Source organism: Arcanobacterium wilhelmae (assembly GCF_029632765.1).
In the GTDB taxonomy this organism is placed as follows: Bacteria; Actinomycetota; Actinomycetes; order Actinomycetales; family Actinomycetaceae; genus Arcanobacterium; species Arcanobacterium wilhelmae.
Window position 1 is genome coordinate 831,089 of the sequence record NZ_CP121247.1, and the last position, 23,953, is coordinate 855,041.

The 23,953-nt window shown below is 60.7% G+C and carries 23 protein-coding genes and 1 tRNA gene; 18 read left to right on the plus strand and 6 right to left on the minus strand.

Annotated elements, in window-relative coordinates; genetic code table 11:
* The first annotated feature begins 79 nt into the window (after positions 1–79).
* Positions 80–385: a 50S ribosomal protein L21 gene (gene rplU / locus P8A24_RS03655; RefSeq protein WP_278059840.1), complete on the plus strand. Its 306-nt coding sequence runs from the start codon at positions 80–82 to the stop codon at positions 383–385.
* Positions 386–423: 38 nt separating this feature from the next.
* Complete coding sequence (gene rpmA, locus P8A24_RS03660; RefSeq protein WP_278059842.1) at positions 424–681, plus strand: 50S ribosomal protein L27; 258 nt, start codon at positions 424–426, stop codon at positions 679–681.
* Positions 682–1,355: 674 nt separating this feature from the next.
* Here the strand turns inward: rpmA and P8A24_RS03665 are convergent.
* From P8A24_RS03665 to P8A24_RS03680, 4 genes are read right to left on the minus strand one after another with little or no spacing between them, the layout of a single operon-like run.
* Complete coding sequence (locus P8A24_RS03665) at positions 1,356–2,000, minus strand: LutC/YkgG family protein (protein WP_278059845.1); 645 nt, start codon at positions 1,998–2,000, stop codon at positions 1,356–1,358.
* Positions 2,000–3,628: a LutB/LldF family L-lactate oxidation iron-sulfur protein gene (locus P8A24_RS03670; RefSeq protein ID WP_278059847.1), complete on the minus strand. Its 1,629-nt coding sequence runs from the start codon at positions 3,626–3,628 to the stop codon at positions 2,000–2,002. Before P8A24_RS03670 ends, P8A24_RS03665 begins: the two co-directional genes overlap by 1 nt.
* A 1-nt stretch (position 3,629) precedes the next feature.
* Complete coding sequence (locus P8A24_RS03675; protein WP_278059849.1) at positions 3,630–4,418, minus strand: (Fe-S)-binding protein; 789 nt, start codon at positions 4,416–4,418, stop codon at positions 3,630–3,632.
* Positions 4,419–4,464: 46 nt separating this feature from the next.
* The gene (locus tag P8A24_RS03680; protein ID WP_278059851.1) at positions 4,465–6,156 is read right to left on the minus strand and encodes an L-lactate permease; all 1,692 of its coding nucleotides are present in this window, start codon (positions 6,154–6,156) and stop codon (positions 4,465–4,467) included.
* A 253-nt stretch (positions 6,157–6,409) separates the two neighbouring features.
* On the opposite strand from P8A24_RS03680, the gene obgE reads away from it, so the two are divergent.
* From obgE to P8A24_RS03695, 3 genes are all read left to right on the plus strand, one after another.
* A complete protein-coding gene (gene obgE, locus P8A24_RS03685) occupies positions 6,410–7,933 on the plus strand; it encodes a GTPase ObgE (RefSeq protein ID WP_278059853.1) in 1,524 nt (507 codons plus the stop codon).
* Positions 7,930–9,024 (plus strand): glutamate 5-kinase, encoded by a 1,095-nt coding sequence (gene proB, locus P8A24_RS03690; RefSeq protein ID WP_278059855.1) that lies wholly within the window; start codon positions 7,930–7,932, stop codon positions 9,022–9,024. The genes obgE and proB overlap by 4 nt, the downstream gene beginning before the upstream one ends.
* Before the next feature lie 201 nt (positions 9,025–9,225).
* On the plus strand, positions 9,226–10,185 hold the full coding sequence (locus tag P8A24_RS03695) for a hypothetical protein (RefSeq protein ID WP_278059857.1): 960 nt from the start codon (positions 9,226–9,228) through the stop codon (positions 10,183–10,185).
* 78 nt (positions 10,186–10,263) lie between these two features.
* Here P8A24_RS03695 and trxA read toward each other — a convergent pair whose 3' ends face one another.
* Positions 10,264–10,635 carry a thioredoxin gene (gene trxA / locus P8A24_RS03700; protein WP_278059859.1) on the minus strand — a complete coding sequence of 124 codons (372 nt, stop codon included), beginning with the start codon at positions 10,633–10,635 and terminating at the stop codon, positions 10,264–10,266.
* Positions 10,636–10,797: 162 nt separating this feature from the next.
* On the opposite strand from trxA, the gene P8A24_RS03705 reads away from it, so the two are divergent.
* The 6 genes from P8A24_RS03705 (at position 10,798) to P8A24_RS03730 (ending at position 15,050) form a co-directional block, all read left to right on the plus strand.
* Positions 10,798–12,078: a glutamate-5-semialdehyde dehydrogenase gene (locus tag P8A24_RS03705; RefSeq protein ID WP_278059861.1), complete on the plus strand. Its 1,281-nt coding sequence runs from the start codon at positions 10,798–10,800 to the stop codon at positions 12,076–12,078.
* Positions 12,068–12,811 carry a nicotinate-nucleotide adenylyltransferase gene (gene nadD / locus P8A24_RS03710; RefSeq protein ID WP_278059863.1) on the plus strand — a complete coding sequence of 248 codons (744 nt, stop codon included), beginning with the start codon at positions 12,068–12,070 and terminating at the stop codon, positions 12,809–12,811. Before P8A24_RS03705 ends, nadD begins: the two co-directional genes overlap by 11 nt.
* Complete coding sequence (locus P8A24_RS03715; RefSeq protein ID WP_278059866.1) at positions 12,808–13,743, plus strand: prolipoprotein diacylglyceryl transferase; 936 nt, start codon at positions 12,808–12,810, stop codon at positions 13,741–13,743. The genes nadD and P8A24_RS03715 overlap by 4 nt, the downstream gene beginning before the upstream one ends.
* A gap of 20 nt (positions 13,744–13,763) precedes the next feature.
* Complete coding sequence (gene rsfS / locus P8A24_RS03720) at positions 13,764–14,228, plus strand: ribosome silencing factor (RefSeq protein WP_278059868.1); 465 nt, start codon at positions 13,764–13,766, stop codon at positions 14,226–14,228.
* Positions 14,225–14,878, plus strand: a complete 654-nt coding sequence (locus tag P8A24_RS03725) for a histidine phosphatase family protein (protein WP_278059870.1) — start codon at positions 14,225–14,227, stop codon at positions 14,876–14,878. Before rsfS ends, P8A24_RS03725 begins: the two co-directional genes overlap by 4 nt.
* A 99-nt stretch (positions 14,879–14,977) precedes the next feature.
* Positions 14,978–15,050, plus strand: a tRNA-Ala gene (locus P8A24_RS03730).
* Positions 15,051–15,158: 108 nt separating this feature from the next.
* Here P8A24_RS03730 and P8A24_RS03735 read toward each other — a convergent pair.
* Positions 15,159–15,896 carry an HNH endonuclease family protein gene (locus P8A24_RS03735; protein WP_278059872.1) on the minus strand — a complete coding sequence of 246 codons (738 nt, stop codon included), beginning with the start codon at positions 15,894–15,896 and terminating at the stop codon, positions 15,159–15,161.
* 82 nt (positions 15,897–15,978) lie between these two features.
* Between P8A24_RS03735 and P8A24_RS03740 the strand changes: the two genes are divergently transcribed.
* The 7 genes from P8A24_RS03740 (at position 15,979) to P8A24_RS03770 (ending at position 23,952) form a co-directional block, all read left to right on the plus strand.
* Positions 15,979–16,941, plus strand: coding sequence for a diacylglycerol/lipid kinase family protein (locus tag P8A24_RS03740; RefSeq protein WP_278059874.1), 963 nt, complete (start codon positions 15,979–15,981; stop codon positions 16,939–16,941).
* A gap of 177 nt (positions 16,942–17,118) precedes the next feature.
* A complete protein-coding gene (locus P8A24_RS03745; RefSeq protein ID WP_278059877.1) occupies positions 17,119–17,946 on the plus strand; it encodes a PRD domain-containing protein in 828 nt (275 codons plus the stop codon).
* 11 nt (positions 17,947–17,957) lie between these two features.
* Positions 17,958–19,556 (plus strand): N-acetylglucosamine-specific PTS transporter subunit IIBC, encoded by a 1,599-nt coding sequence (gene nagE, locus P8A24_RS03750; RefSeq protein ID WP_278059879.1) that lies wholly within the window; start codon positions 17,958–17,960, stop codon positions 19,554–19,556.
* On the plus strand, positions 19,557–20,042 hold the full coding sequence (locus P8A24_RS03755; protein WP_278059881.1) for a PTS sugar transporter subunit IIA: 486 nt from the start codon (positions 19,557–19,559) through the stop codon (positions 20,040–20,042).
* 127 nt (positions 20,043–20,169) lie between these two features.
* Positions 20,170–20,430, plus strand: a complete 261-nt coding sequence (locus P8A24_RS03760) for an HPr family phosphocarrier protein (RefSeq protein ID WP_278059883.1) — start codon at positions 20,170–20,172, stop codon at positions 20,428–20,430.
* 3 nt (positions 20,431–20,433) lie between these two features.
* Complete coding sequence (locus P8A24_RS03765; RefSeq protein WP_278059885.1) at positions 20,434–22,152, plus strand: phosphoenolpyruvate--protein phosphotransferase; 1,719 nt, start codon at positions 20,434–20,436, stop codon at positions 22,150–22,152.
* Between the two features lie 216 nt (positions 22,153–22,368).
* Positions 22,369–23,952, plus strand: a complete 1,584-nt coding sequence (locus tag P8A24_RS03770) for a succinic semialdehyde dehydrogenase (protein ID WP_278059887.1) — start codon at positions 22,369–22,371, stop codon at positions 23,950–23,952.
* Position 23,953 lies beyond the last annotated feature (1 nt).

Genomic DNA, 23,953 nt, shown 5'->3' on the forward strand with positions numbered 1-23,953 from the left:
GGATTGTCGGCGCGTTGTTACGCGTCCCTAAAATCGTAAGTGCACTCCGGTGCATCCCAACTGACGGAAGATGAGCAAAATGGTTTACGCGATTGTGAAGGCAGGCGGCCGCCAGGAGAAGGTGTCCGTCGGATCCATCGTCGTTGTGGACAAGATGGCAGGCGAAGCCGGCGACAAGGTCGAGCTCGAGCCGCTGATGCTCGTCGACGGTGACAAGGTCACCACCGCCGCCGAGGGTATTACCGCTAAGGTTACTGCCGAAATTGTTCGCGATGAGAAGGGTCCGAAGATCTCGATCATCAAGTACAAGAACAAGACCGGCTACCGTAAGCGTATGGGTCATCGTCAGAAGCTGACCCGCCTCAAGGTTACCGGCATTAAGTGACCACGGTCCGTCCCGAGCTTTAGAGAAGAAGGTCTGAAATGGCACATAAGAAGGGCGCGAGCTCCTCGAACAACGGTCGCGATTCGAACGCGCAGCGCCTCGGCGTGAAGCGCTTCGGCGGCCAGGCAGTGAACGCGGGTGAGATCCTCATCCGCCAGCGTGGCACCAAGTTCCACCCGGGTGCCAACGTCGGCCGCGGCAAGGATGATACTCTGTTTGCCCTCGAGGCTGGCACGGTTGAGTTCGGCGTTCGCCGCGATCGTAAGATCGTGAGCGTCGTTGCGGCTGAGGCCTGATTTGCCTGAGCTGAGGAATTAATCCTCACACAACATAATCACCACAGTGGAGGCTGGGATCTTATCCCAGCCTCCACTGCTCTATGCACTAACTCGGCTGAGCCACCACCCCACGACTCCGCGCAGCGACGCCGCAACAGCGTCCCTGTGCTTGCGCAATTGTTCGGGCGCGCACAATCTGCCCCACAGTCGAATCTTCTGGGCAACCAAATCCCGCCTGCGCTACCTATGAGCCGTTGTGGCACGAGACAACCTGCCTCCACCGCGGTAGCGGACATCACGAGCCGCAACCTTCCCGGCATCCCAAACCTAGGCCTGCTCTCTCCATGGCTCTACCTATCGGATCGCGTTCTACCGTCACGAGTGACCGGTTTTGGTGCGTGGATGGGCACCCGTCGTGAATGGTGCTGCGGGTCGGAGTATTCGCACTAAAACCGGTTCTGGTGCGTGGCGGGTGGACACCCGCCACCTGCCATGCTGGCGTACAATTTTTGGGGCATGTTGGGGCGGGGCATTGTGACCGGTTTTGGTGCGCGGATTGGGATCGAGCGATGTTAGTGCCTCGGATGGTCGTATACGCACTAAAACGGGTTCGGGTGCGGGGCGGACCGTGCACAGAAAGGTGCCCTGGTGGCGAAGCCACCAGGGCACCTCACTTACTTGATGGAATCCGGTCAGTCCACGATCACAACGCGCAGGTTGCGCGGGCCATGAACGCCTGCAACACGGACCAGCTCGATGTCTGCCGTAGCGGACGGGCCAGCGATCCAGGTGGTCGGACGAGTGGGATTCTCGCTGAGGATACGCACGGCCTGCGGAACCGTGGGGTACACGTCCGAAGCGCGGAGGACCACAACGTGAGTATCCGGAACCAGCGTGATCGCACGGCGGCCCTGATCGGGCTCACCGTCAAGGATGATCGTGCCAGAAAGCGAGATCGCAACGCGAGAAGCCGTCACCACGGCGTCCGTCTCATCCAGCTCCTTGTGGGTGAGGTTCGCCTCGCGGGAATCCTCACGCACGGTGCGGCCATCACGGCCGGCGGCTTCCTTCCAGGAATCCTTCAGACCGTGGGGGACGACCACCGAATTCAAGCCCTTGAGGAAATCAGCGATCACGTCCTCGATCCCTGCCTCGTTCGTGCGGACGACAACAGCGTTGTAATCCTCGAGTTTCTCGATCATGTCGGCAATGACCGGCTCCGAACCTGGAGCATCGGTGCCTTCCATACGGTAGTTGCGCTCCACCTCGGGGGTGGGGTACGGGGAGTCCTTCAGAGCTCCGCGCACGGCTGCCAGAATGTCTTCGCGAGCACCCATCAGTTCTCCTCCTTCTTTGCTGCGTGTGCGCCGGCGGGCTTCGCCGGTGTTGCCTTAGCCTTGGTGGGCTCGTGGCCTGCCTTCTCCTCATCCGCAAGCCAATCGCGGAACGAGCGAGCCGGCGGAGCAGGGATGTCCTTGTTGCGGGTCCAAGCGCTGACCGGCCACGGCACGTTCGAGATGCGCTCGTCCTTGCCTGCGACAATACGACCAAGCTTGGCGGCCTTCTCTGCGGTGCCCCACAGCTTGCCGTTGCCCATCACCTTGGACGACACCTTCATGCCGATGTCCCAACCGCTCGGGATACCGCCGCGGTTGCGCTCGGTGATCTCATGGCGCAGGTGCACCAGGATGCCCGGAATGTCGATCTTGACGGGGCACGCATCGCCACATGCGCCACAGAGCGTGGATGCGTAGGGGAGCGTGTGAACCGGATCGTGGTGATCGCGACCGTCGAGAAGCTGAGGCGTGAGGATCGCTCCGATCGGACCCGGGTACACCGAGTTGTAGGCGTGGCCGCCCACGTGCTCGTACACCGGGCAAACGTTCATGCACGCGCCACAGCGGATGCAGTTGAGGGCCTCGCGGCCGACAGCGTTTGCGAGAGTCTTCGAACGGCCGTTGTCCAGCAGGATCAGGTGGAACTCCTGGGGGCCGTCGCCCGGGGTGACGCCAGTCCAGAAGGAGGTATAGGGGTTCATACGCTCGCCGGTTGCGGAACGCGGCAGGAGCTGGGAGAACACCTCAATATCCTCGTACGACGGAACCATCTTCTCGATACCAACCACCGAGATCAGGGTTTCCGGAAGGGTGAGGCACATACGGCCATTGCCCTCAGATTCGTACACGGACAGCGCACCAGTATCGGCCACCATCATGTTTGAACCGGAAATAGCGACCTTAGCCTTGAGGAACTTTGCGCGCAGGTGCGCACGGGCGGCCATGGCCAGTGCGCGCGGATCAGCCTCGAGATGCTCGGGAGCATCTTCCATCTCGCGCTCGAAGATCTCCTTGATCTCGGCGCGGTTGCGGTGGATCGCCGGAACCACAATGTGCGACGGCATGTCCTTGCCGAGCTGGACGATGAGCTCCGCGAGGTCGGTCTCGAAAGCGTCGATGCCGCGCTCGGCGAGGTACTCATTCATATTGATTTCCTGAGTCACCATCGACTTGACCTTCACGACCTCTGTGACCTGCTTCTCTTGCAGGATGGAGTAGATGATCTCGTTGGCTTCCTTGGCGTCGCGAGCCCAGTGCACAATGCCGCCGTGAGCCTTGACGTTCTCTTCCATCTGAACGAGAAGCTCAGGCAGACGCGACATGGTGGACGACTTGATCTGGGAGGCCGCGTTTCGCAGATCCTGCCAATCCGGCATCTCCTCAACGCGTGCGTTGCGCTTGTTACGGATAGTTGTGGTGGCGTATCCCAGGTTCTTACGCATCTGGGTGTTCTTCAAAGTGACTTCAGCGCCCTCTGGGAACGACGCGCCCCAACGCAGAGTGTTTTCCGGGATCGGATCGCCGTTCACCCACTGGTGGTGGGTTCCGCGCACGCCAGGCTCAGCTTTTGTCGCTGGGGCACCGGTGATCTTCGACAGGACCTTGGGGATTCCGAGGAATGTGGACATGTTACGCACCAACCTTCACAGTGGACTGCGCCGGGATCCAAGGCTGATCCTCGGTGCCGGCAAGAACTTCAGCAAGATGCATCGCGCGAATACCTGCGCGGTTGCGAGCGAGGCCGCCGGCAATGTGCATGAGGCACGAGTAGTCGCCGGCCACGAGGACGTCGGCTCCGGTGGACTTGATGTTGGTCATCTTGTCCGCGAGCATCGACGCCGAGGTGTCGGGGTTCTTCAGCGAGAAAGTTCCACCGAAGCCACAGCAGGAATCGCCGTGCGGGAGCTCGACGAAGTCGATGCCGCGCACGTTGCGCAGCAGGCGCTCCGGCTTGTCGCCAACGCGTGCGACGCGGAGTGAATGGCATGTGGGGTGGTAGGTGACGCGGTGCGCGAAGTAGGCGCCGACGTCGTCGGTTCCGAGAACATCGACGATGAACTCCGATAGCTCGTACGTCTTGTTTGCGATTGCCTGTGCCTTAGTGCCGAGCTCCGGGTGGCCCTGGGCGTCAGCGACGAGCTTCTGCTGGTGTCGGATCGAGCCGGTGCACGAGCCGGAGGGAACGACGATGGCGTCCCACTCGCCGTCGAGGACGGGCTCGTAGGTGCGCACGTGATTCTCGATCAGCGGCATCGCTTCGGGGTAGTAACCAGTGTTGACGTGCATCTGGCCGCAGCATGCCTGCGACGGCGGTACGACGACGTCGATTCCCAGGCGCGTGAGCAACTGCAGTGTTGCCTGCGGCGCCTGCGGGAACATGGCGTCTCCGATACACGTTGCGAAAAGAGCGACTTTCATGAGACCTACTTTCCTATATTTCGTAAACTTTGCGACTAAAGATTGATCAGTTGGCGACGAAGGTGAACGACGGCAGGATGCCGTTGGCCACGAGGAACGTCAGGGCGCACAGGTAAACCAGGAGGCCGATTGACCACGGTGCCGCCTTGCGCAGGATTTCCGCTTCGGTGCCAGGCTCCTGGATTGCAGTGGACGCGATTGCCAAGTTCTGTGGGGAGACGATCTTGCCGATGCCGCCGCCGATGGAGTTGGCGGCGAGGAAGACGTCTGGCGAAGCGCCAATTCCGTGTGCGGCAGTGGCTTGCAAGTTCGCGAACAGCGCGTTCGAGGAGGTTGCGGAGCCGGTGACGGCGGTGCCCACCCAGCCGAGGATTGGCGAGAGGAAGGCAAAGGCTGCGCCGGTTGCCGCGAGTGCGGTACCGATAGCGGCGGTCTGGCCCGAGAAGTTCATGACGTATGCGAGCGACATCACGAGTGCGATAGTGACGAGCGACCAGCGGAGCGCGACGACGGTATCGACGAAAGTCTTCAGGCCCTTCACGAACGTGAACTGGAACTCCTTGGTGGACTTCCAGCCGTACACGGCTGAGACGATGAGTGCGGTGATCACGATCATGAAGCCAGGCGAGTTGAGGATCTGAAGGTTGTAGATCGCGGACTTGGAGACCTGGCCGTCGCCTGTCATGAGCGAGCCGTACAGGCCGGGCCACTGGATCGGGATATCCGTTTTCGCGAGGGTAGCCGGAACGTCGATGCCGAGTTTCCATAGCTTGTAGATTGCGAAGATCATGACGACGAGGCCGTATGGCAAGAGTGCGAGGGTGACGCGCTCCCCGGAAGGGAGGGTGCCGGACTCGCTGGACGACGTACGGTATTCCTCCGGAACTTCCGGCTGCTTGAGGTAGATCATCGCGGCGGCAGCGGCGAAACCAACGAGCGACGCGAGCACTGCAGTCAGCGCGTAAGAAATGAACGTCGCGGCGATGATGTGGCCAAGAGCGGTCACAACACCCTGGAAGAGGGCGACGTGCCACAGCTGCTTGAGGCCGCGGACGCCATCGATGATCAGGAGGAGGAAGATCGGAACGAGGACGACGATCCACGGGGTGATCGACACCGCCTTGTAGGCGACGGCGGTGCCCGGGTCGATACCTGCCAAGCCGCCGAGTTTACCAGCGGTGGTCACCGGAATGGCCATCGCACCGAAGCCCACGTTGATGGCATTGCCTACCATGGTCACGATCGCGGCCTTAATCGGGGGAAGACCGAGCGACACAAGCATCGCGGCGACGATCGCGACCGGTGCGCCGAATCCCGCGAGCCCCTCAAGCAGGCCACAGAAGGAGAAGCCGATGAGGAGTGCCTGGACGCGCATATCGCCGCGCCCGACGGCGGAGAAGACGGTGCGAACATCTTCAGCGCGGCCCGACTCGACTGAGATGTTGTAGAGCCACACGGCCGCGATCACGATGAAGATAATCGGAAGCAGTCCAAATGCAATTCCGTAGAGCGCCGAGGAAAAGACCATACCTGCAGGCATACCGAAACCGAGCGCTGCGGAGATGGCGGCAATGGCCAGTGATCCGAGCGCGCACCAGTGGGTTTTCAGCTTAAAGACGCCGAGAAGTACGAAGAATGCGATGAGTGGGAGGATTCCCACAAGGGCGCTGAGTGCGGCTGAACCACCGATGGAAGTGGGGTTCGGCGTGAACGCTGCGCTCACGATAATTGCGTTCAAGGGTGCATTTCCTTCCTCTTTGAACAATGCGACTTAAGGCCGGGAGTAGCCCTAGTGCAAGCATAGGGAACTCATGTTCTAAATGCGCTCCATGCGCCCTCGTTTTACGGCCCAAAAATGTTTCGTAAATCGAACTGTGCTCCGCCTGAATGTGGCCTGAAAATTTACCGTTTTCGCTGATACGCGGTCATGGAGCTTCGACGTTGGCGACGTCTCGTTTCGCAGTGCCGCGCCGTCGCTTACACTTATACCTATGCCAGATTTTATTGATCGCGTTACTTTGCACCTGAAAGCCGGTAAGGGAGGCAACGGTGTTGCTTCCGTGCGCCGCGAGAAGTTCAAGCCGCTCGGCGGGCCGGATGGCGCGAACGGCGGCCACGGCGGGGATATTGTGCTTGTCGCGGATCGTAATGAGACCTCCCTCCTCACTCTTCAGCGCAACCCTCACCAGGTGGCTCCGAATGGCGCGCCTGGCGCCGGTGATCTGCGCCATGGTAAGCGTGGCGAGGACTTGGTTCTCACTGTGCCGGTGGGAACTGTGGTGAAAGACGAAGACGGCTCGGTTCTCGCCGATCTTTCCCACGACGGTGATCGTTACATTGCTGCACTTGGAGGTTTTGGTGGTTTGGGTAACGCGGCGCTTGCTTCTCCCAAGCGCCGCGCTCCTGGCTTCGCTCTCCTTGGCGAAGAGGGGGAAGAGAAGGACGTGCGGCTTGAGCTCAAGTCCGTTGCCGACGTTGCGCTGGTCGGTTTCCCGTCGGCGGGAAAGTCGTCGCTGATTGCGGCGATGAGTGCAGCGCGTCCGAAGATCGCCGACTATCCGTTTACAACGCTCGTCCCGAACCTCGGTGTCGTCGACGCCGGGAGTGCGCGGTTTACGATGGCCGACGTTCCCGGGCTCATCCCGGGTGCTTCGGAAGGCAAGGGGCTCGGCCATGAGTTCCTCCGTCATATTGAGCGTTGTTCGGCGATTGTCCACGTGCTCGATTGCGCCACGCTTGAGCCTGGCCGCGATCCGCTCACGGATCTGGACACGATCGAGGCGGAGCTCAATGCCTATGCCAAGGACGTGCCGCCCATGGAGGGCGTGGTGCCGCTCATGAAGCGCCCGCGCGTGGTGGTGCTCAACAAGGCTGACGTTCCGGAGGCGCGTGAGCTTGCCGAATTTGTTCAGGCTGAGATCGAGAAGCGGAAGGTTCCTGTCTATATTGTGTCGGCTGTGTCGCACGAGGGTCTGAAGGAGCTGAAGTTCGCTCTCGCTTCTCTCGTTGAGAAAATGCGTGAGTACATGGCTCCCGCCGAGGCGGAGACTCGCGCAGTCATTCGCCCTCTCGATCGCCGCGAATCGAATGCGTTCACGATTCGTCGCCTTGAGTACGAGGGTGAGCCGTTGTGGGAGGTTCGCGGATACAAGCCAGAACGCTGGGTTCGCCAGACCGACTTCGCGAACGACGAGGCTGTAGGCTATCTTGCCGATCGGCTCAATACGCTGGGCATTGAGAAGCAGCTCATCAAGCAGGGTGCTCGTGCTGGGGATTCTGTAGTGATTGGCTCGGCTGAGGACGGTTTCGTTTTCGATTTCGAACCATTGGTTTCCACGGGGGCGGAGTTGCTGTCGCCGCGCGGCACTGACGATCGCCTCTACGAGCGTCACCGTGCCACGCACGCGGAGCGTAAGGCTGCCTACCACGAGAATATGGACGCCAAGGAAGCCGCGCGTCAGGAGCTCCTTGACGAGCGTAATCGCGGCATTTGGACGGATCCGGAGGTCGAGTGAAAACGCTTCTTGCGAACCGCGCCCTGCTTGGTCAGGCGGCACGACTTGTTATTAAGGTGGGTTCGTCGTCGTTGACGAAGAACGGAGCGCTCAACGAGCCGGCGCTCGCCGCGCTTGTCGACGTCGTGGGCGCGGCTCACGCACGTGGGCAGGAAGTGGTTCTGGTCTCCTCTGGCGCCGTGGCTGCTGGTCTGGCACCGCTGGGGTTTGCCTCACGTCCGAAGTTGCTCCGCGATCAACAGGCGGCGTCGATGGTGGGGCAGGTGCGCTTGCTCGCCGCGTATACGCGCGAATTTTCGCGGTACGGCATCACGATCGGCCAGGTACTACTCACTCCTGAAGACGTCCTGAACCGCAGTCACTATGCGAATGCGCAAGGTTCGCTGCGGCGTTTGTTGCACCACGGCGTCGTGCCGATTGTGAACGAGAACGACGCCGTCGTCACGGGCGAGCTTCGTTTTGGCGATAACGATCGGCTCGCGGCGCTCACGGCACATCTGGTCGATGCGACGGCACTGATCTTGTGCACCGACGTTGATGGCCTGTACACGGCTCCGCCGTCGGAGCCGGGAGCAGAGCTGATCACGGAGGTGACGTCGCTGAGCCAGGTGAAGTCGCTCGTGATTACGGGGAAGGGCTCCGACGTCGGAACTGGCGGCATGCGCACAAAGGTGGAGGCCGCGAAGATTGCGATTTCTGGGGGAGTGGGGGCGCTCGTGACGTCGGCTCAGAACCTTGCGTCCGCGCTGAACGGGGATCCCGTGGGTACGTGGTTCGTTCCGCAGGGCAAGCGTCAGAGGGCCCGCGATTTGTGGTTGAAGAACGTTGCGCAGGCTCGTGGCTCGCTTGTCGTCGACGACGGCGCGGCTGCCGTGGTGCGTGCTGGCGGTGCGTCGTTGCTGTGTGTGGGAGTGACTGAGGTTCGTGGCGCGTTTGCGCGTGGTGCTCTCGTGAGGATCGTCGATCCGCATGGCGAGGAAGTCGGCCGCGGGCTTGTGGGGTATTCGTCGGCGGACGTGCGCAAGTTTTTCGATGATGGTGGGCGTGCTCCTCGGCCTGTGGTGCATGCGGATGACCTTGTGAGGCGGTAGGACACGCCCTGTTATCGATTCCACACGCCAATCATCCTCCAGTAGGGTTTGCGGTGTTTTTCCTGGTAAACTCGGGGTGATATTCTCGTTCACTTTTTATCCGAAGTGTGATTTGAATAAATATTCGATGCTGTGAATGAAATTGCTCCGCATGCGCGGTAGATTTCTCTCAGAAACTTTCGAAACCCCAGGTAGGAAACGATGACGCTAGAATTGACCGCTTCAGCGAGGGCTCTGGAATCATTCGAGATTGATCCAGAGTTTCTCGTGCGCGACCACGTGTGCTCAGCCTATTTTGGGCTTGAAATCGGAGCCCTCGGGGCGGCGGGTGATGTTGACCCTGCGTACCGCCACGAGCTCGGCCCTCTCCAAGTGAACTGGCAGCGTCTCGCAAGTGCGGTCCGTGCTGCGCAGATGGGCGGCATGGATTTCGTCTCGATCGATTCACGTTTCCTCCTGAAGGCTGACGTTGATCCTCGCGAGGGCCTCCTGGATGGCGCGCGTGCTGCCGCGCGAATTGCGCCCCACTCCATTGGAGGAGTGCTTGTGGAAGTCCCAGGTGTGCCCAAACTGATGAGCCAAGCGATCGATATCATGGAAAAACAGGATGAAGGCTGGGCTGGTCTGATCTTCCACTTGAACGACAGTTCGGATTTCTTAGGGCTCAGCAAAGTTGCTGCAAAAGCCCAGGAAGCTGGCGTCAAGCTCCTTGTGATTATCGGGGAGGCGGAGTTGGTTCCACAGCGTGCGCATATTATTGCTCCGTATGCAGATGCGATCGAGCTACGGTGCCCCGATCCCATCCTCGCGCGGAAGGCGCGCTTCGCGCTTCGTGAGGCAGGGGAGAAGCTCGGAAAAGAAATCCACGTCTACGCTCAGGTTGGTGTGGTGATTTCGGCATCGGAATCCGCCGCTCGGGATCGTGCAGAGCTTGTGGGTTCGATCCATGTTGGGCATCTCTTTGGTGGTCGGATGCGAGTCCTTGGAACAGTGTATGACGTCGCAGACGCCGTCGAAGCATTGATCGGCATGGGTGCTGCAGACGGAGTGTGGTTCATGCCATGCTCGCTTCCTGCGGATCAATCGTCGGTGATTAAGGGTGTCGTCCCCCTGATCCGTGCGCGCACGCGTGAGTGGCGAGCCGCCAACGCTTTGGCCTGAGAACCTCTGAATGTGAAACAAAAAGTTGGTGGACGTTTCGTCCACCAACTTTTTGTTAATCACAAAACTCGCTGAAGATTAGTCCTCATAGCCCGAGTTCTGCGGCTGGGTAGCCTTCTTCACTTCGTTCATATCGAGGTTCTTTGCCTGCTCGATCAGGTCCTCGAGCTGGGCGGCCGGAAGCGCGCCAGCGCCACGGTAAAGCTGAACACCATCGCGGTAAATAAACAGGGTCGGAATGGACATCACACCGTAGGTCTGGGCGATCTCCGTCTGAGCGTCAACATCGACCTTTCCGAACGTGATCTCCGGGTACTTCTCCGACGCAGCCTCAAAAGTGGGGCCAAACTGGCGGCACGGGCCGCACCATGCTGCCCAGAAATCGAGAATGGCGATGCCATCGCCGATGGTGTCGTTCAGGTTTGCGGAAGTAATTTCGATGGTTGCCATGGAAAGCCTTTCTTCGGTTCGGGCCGTTACGTGAGTTCTAACGATCTCGTCGGAGTTTTATTCCCGATATATTGGACTAAACTCCAACTCTCACGTGTTGCCATATATTATGGCATGTCGGAGAACTAATATTTTCAGTTTTACAACCCACGAGGGGGATGAATGGCGCAGACATCGAGCGACGTAGCGCGTGAGGGTGTGGAGAGAGTTGCGCGGCGCGCGAAATCCGCGGCGCGTGTGCTGCGTCAGTGCGGAACCGCGCAGAAAAACAGCGTCCTGAATGCGATCGCCGACGCGTTAGAGATGAACACGGACGTGATTGTTTCGGCGAATGCTCGCGATCTTGCAGCTGGTCGTACAGCGGGAACGTCTGCTGGCCTTCTCGATCGCCTCATGCTCGACGGCGAACGTGTTCGATCGATCGCGAACGCCGTTCGAAACGTTGCCGCTCTGCCTGACCCCGTGGGTAACGTGGTGCGTGGCTCGACGTTACCCAACGGGATGAGCTTGATTGAGAAGCGCGTGCCAATGGGCGTGGTCGGAATGATCTACGAGTCACGCCCAAACGTGACGGTCGATGCTGCCGTTCTGGCATTGAAATCGGGCAACGCTGCGATTTTGCGTGGTGGGCGTGCGGCAGCGGAATCGAATAAGGAAATCGTGCGAGTCATTCGCGAAGCGATTGAATCGCAAGGACTGCCTGCAGATCTCGTTGCGAGTGTTGACGAGTTTGGTCGTGAAGGCTCCGTTGCATTGATGCGTGCTCGCGGACTCGTGGATCTCGTCATCCCACGTGGGGGAGCCGGGCTCATCCAGACGGTTGTACGGGAGGCGACCGTCCCGGTGATCGAGACCGGCGTTGGTAACGTGCACGTCTACGTCGATGAAGCGGCCGACGTCGCGAAAGCCCTTCCGATCGTCATGAATGCGAAAACCCAGCGAGTTGGCGTGTGTAACGCTGCGGAAACTCTCCTCGTCCACGAAAAGATCGCGCCTTCGTTCCTCCCTGCGATGCTTGACGCTCTTTCCACCGCCGGAGTGGTGCTCCACGCGGATGCGGCCTCGAAAGCTTTCGCACCGGCGTCGGGAAACGTTGTGGACGCCACAGAAACCGACTGGGAGACGGAATATCTTGCCCTCGAGCTTGCCGTGAAGGTCGTGGCGGACGTCGACGACGCCATCGAGCACATTTTGCGCTATACGTCGGGGCACACGGAAGCGATCGTGTCGGAGAACTACTCGACGATCCGTCATTTCGTTGATTCGATGGATTCAGCAGTCGTTGCTGTGAATGCGTCAACGAGGTTCACGGACGGAGGCGAGTTCGGGCTCGGCGCTGAGATTGGCATCTCGACCCAGAAGCTGCACGCTCGTGGGCCGATGGGGCTTGAGGCTCTCACCACCACAACGTGGATCCTGCAAGGAGACGGAAATGTCCGATAACACGTGGATCGACCCGTCGTCGGGAGAGGTTCGCAACCGCGAAAGTCTGCTTTACAACGAAACCGAGCACCGGCGTCGTCGAATCGGGATTATGGGCGGAACATTCGACCCGATCCACAACGGGCACCTCGTGGCAGCCTCGGAAGTGCAACACTACTTTGATCTCGACGAAGTGGTGTTTGTTCCCACCGCCGAACAGCCCTTCAAGAAGGGCAAGCGAGTAACGTTCGCTGAACATCGGTACTTGATGACCGTGATCGCGACTGCTCCCAACCCGCGCTTTTCTGTATCGCGGGTGGATATCGATCGTGGTGGAACAACTTACACCATCGACACGCTTCGCGATCTGCGAAAAGTGTATCCCGACGCAGAAATGTTCTTCATTACGGGTGCTGACGTGCTCCCGCAAATCCTGCGGTGGAAGGACCAAGAGGAACTCTGGGACCTCGCACATTTCGTTGGTGTGAACCGGCCTGGCCACGTTCTCGATACGTCGGCATTGCCGGAAGGATCCGTTTCCGTGCTCGAAATTCCGGCGATGGCAATCTCTTCGACGGGCGTGCGAAACCGCGTCGCGAGCGGGGTTCCCGTGTGGTATCTCATGCCTGATGGGGTAGTTCGCTATATCAGCAAGTATCATTTGTATAGACCAGAGGAAGCGATTACGACTGCCCTTGCGTCGGTCGTTGGCGACTACGAGCCAAATGCCGATCCTGGGAAGGAGATTTTATGAGTGACACACCGCGATTGAGTAGGCGGGAGCTGAAGGCACAAGGCAAGCTCACAACCCGCCCGGCGAACGCCACGCCTCTCACAGAAACCGCTGAGCTTCGCCTCGGGCGAATGTCGCGCAAGGAGATGCGCCTGCGCGAGAAAGAGGAGGCTCGTAAGGCCGCGGAAGAAGCCGAGAAAGCTGCAGCCGAAGCACGCGCGGCAAAGGAAGCTGAAGAAGCCGCAGCCGAAGCGCGCGCGGCAAAGGAAGCTGAAGAAGCAGCCGCCGCTGCGGCTCAGGCTGAAAAGGAATCGGCGCAGGCCGCGCAGGAGGCAGAAGCAGTCCAGGCGGCCGACGTCGCGCAACCTGAGGCGCCTGAAGAGAATCAAACCGCCGTTGCGTCCGACGAAGAAACTGCGCCTGCTCAGGAAGAAGCAGTGCAAAATCCAGCAGTAGAGGAAGAACCTGCGGAAGAACCGGCAACCGCCGAACAGCCAGTGGCAGATCAAGAGGCTCAGCCGAAGGCCGAGGAACAGGCCGAATCTGCGGATGCTGAAAGCCCTGAACGCAAGTCGGTGTTCGATCGTTTTGAAAGCAACGAGGAAGAGGGCGCCGATGAGGAGCCGTCGCTTCGTAGCCGCTTGACCTCCATGACTGCACGCGACAATTCCTCGATCGGCGCGGACGAAGCACCCGGCGTCGTTAAGGCACAGCCTGAGCGCGAAGCGGACGAGGATTCTCACGCCACCGAGAAGGTCGAGGCGGTTACGGATCCGAACTACGCAGATTTTGAGGATGAAGAGGATGAAGAGCCGTCAACGTGGCGTTCGATCCTCGGCTGGATTCTCATCATTCTGATTGGTGTGCTGGTGGGCTATCTCGTGGGCACCTGGATGAACCAGACACTGTTCTCGCTCGGCGCCCTGCCGGCGGCTACCACACTTCTTCTTTAATGAAGCGCGAAAGGACTTTTGTGAGCGCAACACCTGAATCTATTGAGATGGCGATCGTTGCCGCACGGGCAGCGTCGGACATGAAGGCCACGTCGATCGTTGCGATTGACGTTTCCGAGCGTCTCGTGATCACCGACGCTTTCGTGGTCGTATCCGGATCGACCGAACGCCAGGTGCGTTCACTGGTTGATTCGATCGAAGAAGCAATGCACAAGGCCGGGCACAAGCGTGTGCGCCGTGAAGGTACCGAGGGTGAGGCCCACTGGGTGCTCATTGATTTCGGTGCCGTGATGGTGCATGTTCAGCAAGATGAGGATCGCGAGTTCTATGCTCTGGAGAAGCTATGGGCGGATTGCCCCAGGATTGAGCTTCCGGAGGATGTCACGGTGGAGCGCGAGCCGGAGCGTTCGTCGCTGATGGATTTCTACTCCTGGGAAGGCGAGTCTACCGACGCCGGTGAGGGCGATGTGGAGGTCGCCGAGTGAGTGCTTCCACGGTGATACTGTGGCGCCACGGGCAAACTGATTTCAACAAACTCCGCCGAATCCAAGGCGCATCCGATATCGCGTTGAATGCTACTGGGATTGCGCAGGCACAGCGTGCCGCGAAGCAGCTGGTCAAGCTCGGTATTGATCAGATCGTCGTTTCGGATCTTGGGCGTGCCCAGGCCACGGCGGATGCTGCGGCAAAGCGGCTTGGTGTCACCCCGGTCGTCGACTCTCGCTTGCGAGAGCGCGGCTACGGCCTGTGGGAGGGGAAGACCTCCGAGGAAATCCAAGAGCTGTGGCCGAGCGAGTGGGCCACCTGGCGTACGGGCGCCGATCCGGTCGGGGTTGGCGTGGAGCGGCGGGACGACGCCGGTGCGCGTTTTGCGCAGGCGGTGACGGAGCACGCGAATGCGGCTCCGGATGGGTCGACGCTTCTCGTGGTGGCGCACGGGGGGATTATTTCGTGTGGGATCGTGAGCTTGTTCGGCGGGCATCCGTCGAGTTTCTACCCTCTTGTTGTGCTCGATAACTGCCATTGGGCAGTGCTGAAGGCCGGGCAAGTGGAGGGAAGCTGGAGGCTTCGGTCGTATAACAGGATGCTGGCGCACAGTGAAGATGTGGACCTGATTCCTGAGATTATTGGCTAGTTCCCACGGTTTCGATCGGCGGTGATCTGTTTCACTCGAGTAGAGCGGATCTGGATTGGCCAAATCGGGGATCGGCGCGTAATATTAATCAGGTCTTACGGGGCATTGGCGCAGTTGGTAGCGCGCTTCCATGGCATGGAAGAGGTCAGGGGTTCGAATCCCCTATGCTCCACAATCAGAATCCCGAACGGCGTAGCCGTCCGGGATTCGCTGTATTTCCGCAGCGCGAGCTCGCTCGCGGCGGAGGAAAATACGGCGAAGCCGGTGCTGACGTGAAACGTCAGCGTGGGCACTCCGCCAGCACTCTTGCCATCGCGTCTTTTTCTTGGCGGGTCACGCTCAGTCCCCATGTGCTTTTGACCTGGATTTGCATGGTCACGTACGTGCAACGGAACTCGCGGTTGGGCGGGAGCCATTCGGCGGCGTCGGCCGCTGACTTTTCTTGGTTTGCGGGGCCATCGACGGCGAGGAGGTTCGTGGGCTCGTTGGCGAAACGTTCGCGGGTGGCAGCGTCCCACTCCCATGCGCCTGAGCGCCAAGCGTTGCCCAACGCGATGACGTGATCGATTTGTACGGCTTCCGATGTTTTCGGCCCGCGGACGAAGTTGATCGAGTTTCCGGTGTACGGATCTGCAAGCTGGCCACGAAGCACAACGCAATCGTGAGTGCGCGGCTTAAAGGTGACCGAGCGCAGGTCTCGAGCGAGAATGTCGTTGCGGGTGTCGCATCCGTTACGGTCGACGTCGGCCCAGGCCTGCCCGAAGGCGCTCCGTTTGTACTGTGGCGCACCTTCGCTCGCTCGCACGGGGAGCGCAGCGAGCGCACGCACAATCTCCGTATCGGGCAACACGAGCACTGGCGGGCGCGAGAGTGGCCCGCGCCAGTTGCTGGGCGTGAGCTTCACACCGAAACGGGCCTCCAGCCCTCCGACGTCGGGCCCGAGCCCGGGTACGAAAAGCCAGGCGACGAGCGCGACGAGCGCCGCCGCAACCCACCGAGATCGCCTGCGTTTTCTCACCTGTCGATTCTCCCACGAACAGCATCGCCAGCCGCGAACTTTTCCACAGGCGAGTGTGAGTGCCGGTCCGTAGGATGGGGGCATGGCAAAAATCCGCTTCGTGCTCTCTCGCAGTGCCGGCCGTGGCCGGGCGCACCGGCTTGTCGACGCAATCCGGCGTGTCTACCCGAACGCCACTCACACGCGCGTCGGTTCCTCGCGCGAAGCGGCGGGTGACGTGACGATCTCGATGACGTACGGGCCAGCTGACGTCGCGCAGCTTGCGCGTGAGTGGCGCGAGTGGCACGGTGCAGATGGCGTTGTGTACGTGGCTGGTGGCGACGGCTCAGTCAGCGAAACCGCTTCCGCTCTTGCAGGTAGCGAGTGTGCGTTCGGCGTGATCCCGATGGGGAGTGGGAATGACTTTGCGCGCGGCCTCTACAATGGCGATGTGGGGGAGCGTGCAGCACTGGCTTTGGTCGCGGGTACCGTAGCGCCCCAGGTACGTCCAATCGATCTTCTGCAGGTCAACGACGTGACCTGCGTGAACGTGTTCTCCCTCGGCTACGACACTCGGATCCTGCGCAATGCCATGCGCGTCGGGCGCGCAGTGCCGTTCGCTGGCTCTCTCGCGTACCCGATCGCCGTCGTCGGAGCGGTCGGCATGCGAAAACGGGATTTCGTGCGCGTCTTGGGCACCGACGTCGGCGGCGAAAAGCTCCGGATTGAGCAGGACGTGACCGTGTGTGCCGTCGGGAATGGGCGCTTCTACGGCGGCGGCTACCAGCCGCTCCCTGAGGCAAAAATCGACGACGGTGTGGCGGATTTTCTTTATTCGGAGCCTGTTGGATTGATGGGATTTGCGGCGGTGATTGGCAAGTATCGCGGCGGCTCGCATGTGGGGGACCGGCGCGTGCATATGCGGCGAGTGCGTTCACTCGTAATTGAGGGCGAGCGCGAGTTGCTGTGGAATGTGGACGGGCAAATCCATGAAAGCTCACGGATCGCAATCCACGTTTTGCCTGGCGCCGTGAGACTTGCCCTCCCGACGCCGGACCGTTCGTAGCGTCCACGGTGGCACTCACCCTGGAGGCTGACGAAACTGAGTGTCCTAGCTCTCACCTTTTTCCCAGATGTCGGGTACACTGAGAGCGTTAGTTTCCATCTGGGTGTTACTGATTTTCAGGCATGACCAGGACTTCAGGCGCATCATTGTGCCTGTGTCGCTCAACGAGGAGCTCAAGTGTCCGAAAGTCCTGCTCGCGTGATTCGCGCGTTCAACAACAACGTGGTTCTTGCACGTGTTGGTGACGCCGAAGTTGTGCTTGCCGGAAAAGGTATCGGATTCGGCAAGCACCCAGGGGATCTCATTCCATCCGAAGCGATTCAACGTCAATACGTGGAAGCCAACGCAGAACGCATTCAAACACTCAAAGCGCTTGCTCTGCGCCACCCGGCGCTGGCGGAATCGGTTGCGAACGCCGTCGAAAAGGCGGCCGAGGGGATCGCCGGTGTACACCCGTCCGTGTACGTTGTGCTGGTCGATCATCTTGCGTTCGCGATCGAGCGCTACCGCGACGGCATGTACGTGCCCAACGAGCTGCTGGGGGAGATCCAGGCCGGATTCCCTCTCGAGTTCGCTGCTGCGGAGAGGGTTTTGGCAGATGTCTCCAGCAAAATCGGTATCGATCTCCCGATCGACGAGGCCGGATACATTGCTTTGCATTTGAATGCGGCACGCACAGGAGCATCGGTCAAGCGATCCGTCGCAATGGCCAACCTCCTGTCGAAGCTTGTGACTGCGGTTGCTGCCCACCTCGGCGCTGAGGTTTCGCGGCCGGCGATTGCGTCCGAGCTTGCGCGGCTGATTAGCCGCGTGGAGGCGAAGAAGTTTCGGCGCAACGCCGCGACGGAGGCGATCCGGAGCGCGTTGCCGAAAGAATACGCCTTCGCACACACCATTATCCGAAAGATCCCCGGAACCTCCGTCAATGATGCGGTGTCCGGGGAAGCGGCATTCCTTGCGGTAGCAATGCACGGCTGGCGCATGGATGCCGACGCACAAGATTAAGGAGTTTTTCCATGGGAGGAAAGACCATTTCGGGCTTGCAAAAGCTCGGTAAGGCGCTGATGGGCGCCGTCGCGGTGCTTCCGGTTGCCGCGATCCTCATGGGTATCGGTTACTGGATCGATCCGACAGGCTGGGGCGCAAACTCGATCGTCGCCGCTGTCCTGATTAAGGCAGGCGCCGCAGTTCTGGATAACCTTGGCTGGGTGTTTGCCGTGGCGATCGCCTTCGGCCTCGCTCGCGATCACAACGGCGCTGCCGCGCTGTCGGGCTTCATCGGCTTTGTAACGATCACGAACGTGATCGGTGAAAAGACCGTTGCAGGCTTCCGTGGCGTCGATCTCGAAAAGCTCGACGACGCCGCCAAGCTGGCGTGGGCTTCCGAAGGCTGGTCGAAGATCGGCCCAGGTAACGTGCTCATCGGTATCCTCGTTGGCTTGCTTGCCGCGTGGGTGTACAACCGCTTCCACCGCACGAAGCTCCCGGACTACCTGGCGTTCTTCTCGGGGCGCCGTCTGGTGCCGATCCTGACCTCGCTCTTCTCGATCGTGCTCGCAGGAATTTTGTACTTCGTGTGGCCGTTCGTGTTCTCTGGCCTGTTCCACTTCGGCCAGTGGATCCAGACGCTCGGCGCCATGGGGGCTGGTATCTACGGTTTCGCGAACCGCCTCCTGATCCCTGCCGGTTTGCACCATGCTTTGAACTCGATCTTCTGGTTCGACGTGATCGGCATTAACGACATCAATAACTTCCTCGGTGGTGCTAAGACCATCGCGGCGGCTGCCGATGCGACGAACGCGGCAACCTGTGTTGGTGCCGGCTACTGGAACGGTACCTCCTGTGAAGTGATCGGCTACATTGGTCGCTACCAGGGTGGCTTCTTCCCGATCATGATGTTTGGCCTGCCGGGTGCGGCGCTCGCCATGTACCTGCGTGCTGATTCGAAGGCGAAGAAGACCACCGGCGCGCTCATGATGGCCGGCGCCCTGGCATCGTTCTTCACTGGCGTGACCGAGCCGATCGAGTTCTCGTTCATGTTCCTCGCTCCGGCGCTCTACCTTGTCCACGCGGTTCTCACAGGCATCTCGGTGGCGATCGCGGCAGCGATGCACTGGACTGCGGGCTTCGGCTTCTCTGCAGGCTTTGTGGACATGTTCCTCTCGGCGCGCAACCCGCTGGCTAACCAGTGGTACATGCTGCTGGTGATGGGTGTGGTGTTCTTCGCAATCTACTTTGCGGTGTTCTACTTCCTCATTGGCGCATTCGACCTGCGTACGCCGGGCCGCCATGAGGACGAGGACGGAGCCGAGAAGGCAACGCTGACCTCGGATTCCGATTTCGCCGACGCCGCTGCGAAGATTATTGCTGGTCTGGGCGGCGCGGAGAACATCAACGAGATCGACTACTGCACCACCCGCCTGCGCACCACGGTCCGCGATCACACCAAGGTGAACGAGAAGCTCATCAAGTCCACCGGGGTGGCCGGAATGATTCGCCCATCGCAAACAGCGGTCCAGGTTGTCGTTGGCCCGCAGGTAGAATTCATGTACGACGAGGTGGCTGGCCAGCTTGCTTCGTCCAACGTGACGTTGAAGGGCGAGCAGGAGGTCTAAGTGTTCGGTTTTGGCAAGAAGAAGGAAGAGTTTCACGCACCTTTCGCGGGAACGGTACTCGCGCTGGACGATGTCCCAGATGAAGCATTCTCCTCGCGGATGCTCGGCGATGGGTTCGCGGTTTCGCCGGATCCTTCGGCCACGGTTGTGGAGGTTCTAGCGCCGATCGCAGGAACAGTGGTGAAGATTTTTAAGACTCACCATGCGTTCTCGATGCGTACTCCGCGTGGCGTGGATGTCCTCGTTCACATTGGAATGGATACGGTGGAGCTCGGCGGCAAGGGGATGGAGGCACTGGTGGATTCTGGTGCTGAGGTCGCCGCAGGCACCCCGATTATTCGTGTGGATGCAACAGCTGTTCGGGACGCGGGCAAGTCGCTCGTTACTCCGATCGTTTTCACGAAGAAAGCCCAGGTGGCTTCAGTTGATGTGAACGTTGGTCCTACGGAGCCGTCCAAGGTTGCCGCTACTGTCACACTTGCATGATTGACATGGTTGAGGGGCCGGCGATCGGCCCCCTCAACCGTGAAAATCGCTGGTTTTATATAATAAATGCGCGGCATATCCGCGTGCCCCCTCGCGGGTTCTTCCGCGAATAACGAAAGGAAAATTCATGGCGCAGCGCGTTGTTACTGTTGGTTCGAAGGTCGGTCTGCATGCTCGCCCGGCGGCGAAGGTCGCTGAGGTTGCTGAAGAGACCGGCGCAGATATTCTCCTCACCTTTGGCGAGGAAGAGGCCGACGCAGCATCGATTCTCGAGATCATGGCGTTGGGTGCGATGAACGGCGACGAAATCACCGTCAGCGGCGATGATGAGACAGCAGTAAACACTGTTGCAGATCTCATCGCGTCGGATCTCGACGGGGAGGAGTGATCCGTGGCTTCGACAAGCCTTTCGGGTATCGGAGTTTTTGCCGGGAGCGCGGTGGCCCCCGCCGTCGTCGTCGAGCGTGTGGATGCCGATGCCGTCAAGGAGATCGAGTTCGCCGACGCCGGTGCGTCGCGCGAGCTAGCCACCTCGGCGCTTACTGCAGTTGCGGAGCATCTGACGAAGCGTGCTGAGGCTACCTCGGGTCATGCGCAGGAAGTTCTTCAAGCGACAGCCGGTCTGGCAACCGACCGCGGGCTGGTGAAGGCCGTCGGCAAGAAAGCCGACGCCGGGGCTGGGCCAGTTGAAGCTGTGCGTGCGGCTGTCGCCGATTACGCGGCCAAACTTGAGAAGATCGGCGGCTACATGGCTGAGCGAGTCACGGACCTGATGGATATCCGTGATCGTGCAGTTGCACAGCTCGCTGGTTTGCCGCAGCCGGGTGTGCCTGATTTTGAGGGAGAGGCCGTGATCGTTGCTGACGATCTCGCGCCCGCCGATACTGCAACTCTGGATCCAGCGCGCGTTCTTGCTGTGGTTACTGAGAAGGGCGGCCCAACGTCGCACACGGCGATCTTGTGTGCACAGCTGGGAATTCCCGCCGTCGTTCGCGCTTCCGGCGCGGGGGAAATTACGTCGGGCACCGTCGTCGGTGTTGATGGCGAACACGGTGTGGTTCTCGTTGAGCCGACCGCCGATGAGCAGGCGGGGTTGATCGAGCGTGCCCGCGTCCGCGCGGAGGCTCTCGCGGCCGCCGTCGGCAAAGGCGAAACCTCCGATGGCCACCGCGTACAGCTCCTCGTGAACCTGGGCGGAGCGGAGGAGGCGGAGAAGGTCGCCGCTGCTCATTCAGCTGAGGACGATCCGATCGAAGGCATCGGCCTGTTCCGCACCGAGTTCCTGTACCTCGGCCGCTCAGACGCTCCGAGTGTCGAAGAGCAGACCGAAACCTACCGACGTGTTCTCGCCGCTTTCGCTGGCAAGAAGGTCGTCTTCCGCACACTCGATGCGGGCTCGGACAAGCCACTGAAGTTCACTGAGAAGATCGAAGAAGACAACCCTGCCCTCGGCGTTCGCGGAATTCGCATGTGTCAGCGCAACGAGCAGTTACTTCGCGATCAGCTCGAGGCGATCGCAGCTGGCTACAAGGCCGTTGTGGAGTCTGATCTTCCGGGCGCGGCCGAGACATTGCTGTGGGTCATGGCGCCGATGGTTGCCGATGCAGACGAGGCGGACTGGTTCTTCGGCCTCGCCCACGAGTACGGGATCGAGCACGCAGGTGTGATGATCGAGACCCCGGCAGCGGCAATCCGCTCTGGCGTGGTGTTGAAGAACGGCTCGTTCGGCTCGCTAGGAACAAACGATCTGACCCAATACACGATGGCAGCCGATCGCCTCCTTGGTGATCTCGCGGCGCTCAACAGCCCGTGGCAGCCAGCGGTTCTGGACATGATCTCGGCGGCCGTTTCTGGCACTGAGAACCCGATCGGCGTGTGTGGCGAAGCTGGGGGCGATCCGCTCCTCGCTCTCGTGCTCACGGGCATCGGAGTGAAGTCGCTGTCGATGGCGGCACCAAAGGTCCCGGCCGTTCGTTTCGCACTTTCGCTCCACACGCACGCGCAGTGCGTGGAGCTTGCTGAGGTTGCGCGCTCGGCGCGTACGGCAACCGCAGCGCGCGAAGCTGTATTGGCGAAGGTCGATCCGAAGCTGGCCGCGCTGGTTTCCTGATCGGAGAGCGTTTGGCCGAATGGTGGCGGTTTTCGCAGATGTGCGAAAACCGCCACCATTCATTTCCGAGGCATGAGATGATCTCGCAAGCCCACGCCCTGTCCAGTGCGGGGTAAACGTTGCGTATGGTCAACGATGTGGCCGGTCCTGAACGCCTCTGCGGCTCGATCCAGGTGTGCATTTGAATCGCAGCAGGGATAAGCGTTGAATGGAGATATGAGTTACTCAGATCACAACGGAGTGAATGTGCCTGGCATCGGCCCCCAGTGCCACGGGCGAGGCATCGATCCGTCGCTGGCATTCCTCGCGCACGCACACGGGGAAACACTCGAGGTCCATTACCCTGTGGACGGCACCCCCGTCGGCACAGTTCGCACAGCCACCCAGGCCGACGTCGAGAGCGCATTTAAGCTTGCGCGCGCTGCCCAGCATGAATGGGCGCAAACCCCCATCCGCGATCGCGCACGCATCCTCGTCCGGTTCGCCCAGTATGTTCTCGACAACTGTGACGAGCTTCTTGATTCAATCCAGCTCGAAACAGGGAAAAACCGGCTCTCCGCATTCGAGGAAGTCATGGATGTGGCACGGCTCGCCGCCCACACGGCCGCCGTCGCGCCCTCGATCCTCAAAACCAAGCGGGCCGCAGGAGCATTCCCGATACTCACGCAGGTGCGGGTCGAACGCGCGCCGAAGGGCGTCGTCGGGGTAATCGCTCCGTGGAACTACCCCCTCACGCTTGTCGCCACGGATATCGTTCCCGCACTTATCGCAGGAAACGCCGTCGTGATGAAACCCGATTCCGCCACGCCGTTCACGGCCCTCCTCACCCGAAAGCTCCTCCTTCAAGCAGGATTACCCGAGGATCTCTTCCTCGTCACCCCAGGCTCCGGCCGCACCGTGGGCACGTGGATCATCGACCGCGCAGACTTCATCATGTTCACCGGCTCCACCGCCACCGGGCGCCTCATCGCCGCGCGCTGCGGTGAACGCTTGATTGGTTGCTCGGCCGAGCTCGGAGGAAAGAACCCGATGATCGTCCTTGCCGACGCCGACATCGAACGAGCCGCCGCCGGCGCAGTCAAAGCCTGCTTCTCCAACACCGGGCAACTGTGCATCTCCATCGAACGTATTTACGTGGCGCAAGAAATTGCAGACGAGTTTACCCGCGCATTCGTCGAGAAGACCCGGGCACTCACCCTCGGGGGAGGGCTCGACTGGAATACCGACGTCGGCTCGCTCATCTCGCCCGAGCACATGGCGCGCGTCAAAGCGCATGTGGACGACGCCGTCGCGAAAGGCGCCCGCGTGCTCGCCGGCGGGCGGGCCCGGCCCGACCTCGGCCCAGCATTCTACGAACCCACCATCCTCAGCGACGTGCCTGACGAAGCCGACGTCGCGCGGGCAGAAACCTTCGGCCCCGCCGTCGCGCTTGACACCTACGACCACGAAGCCGAAGCCATCGCCGCCGCAAACGACACCACCTACGGGCTGAACTCGTCCGTCTGGAGCCGATCTGTCGCTCACGCACGCGCCGTCGCCTCCCGACTCGAAACCGGCACCGTCGCCATCAACGACGGCTACACCGCCGCCTGGGGCTCCATCGCCGCACCCATGGGAGGATGGAAAGAATCCGGAATCGGCCGCCGGCACGGCGCCGACGGCATCCTCAAATACACCGAAAGCCGCACTGTTGCGGCACAACACCTCATTCCCATCGGCCCGTTCGGGCCACTCGACGCAGAAAAATTCGCACACGTGATGCGGCGAGGCATACGCGTACTCAACGCTCTCAAGTTCTAGG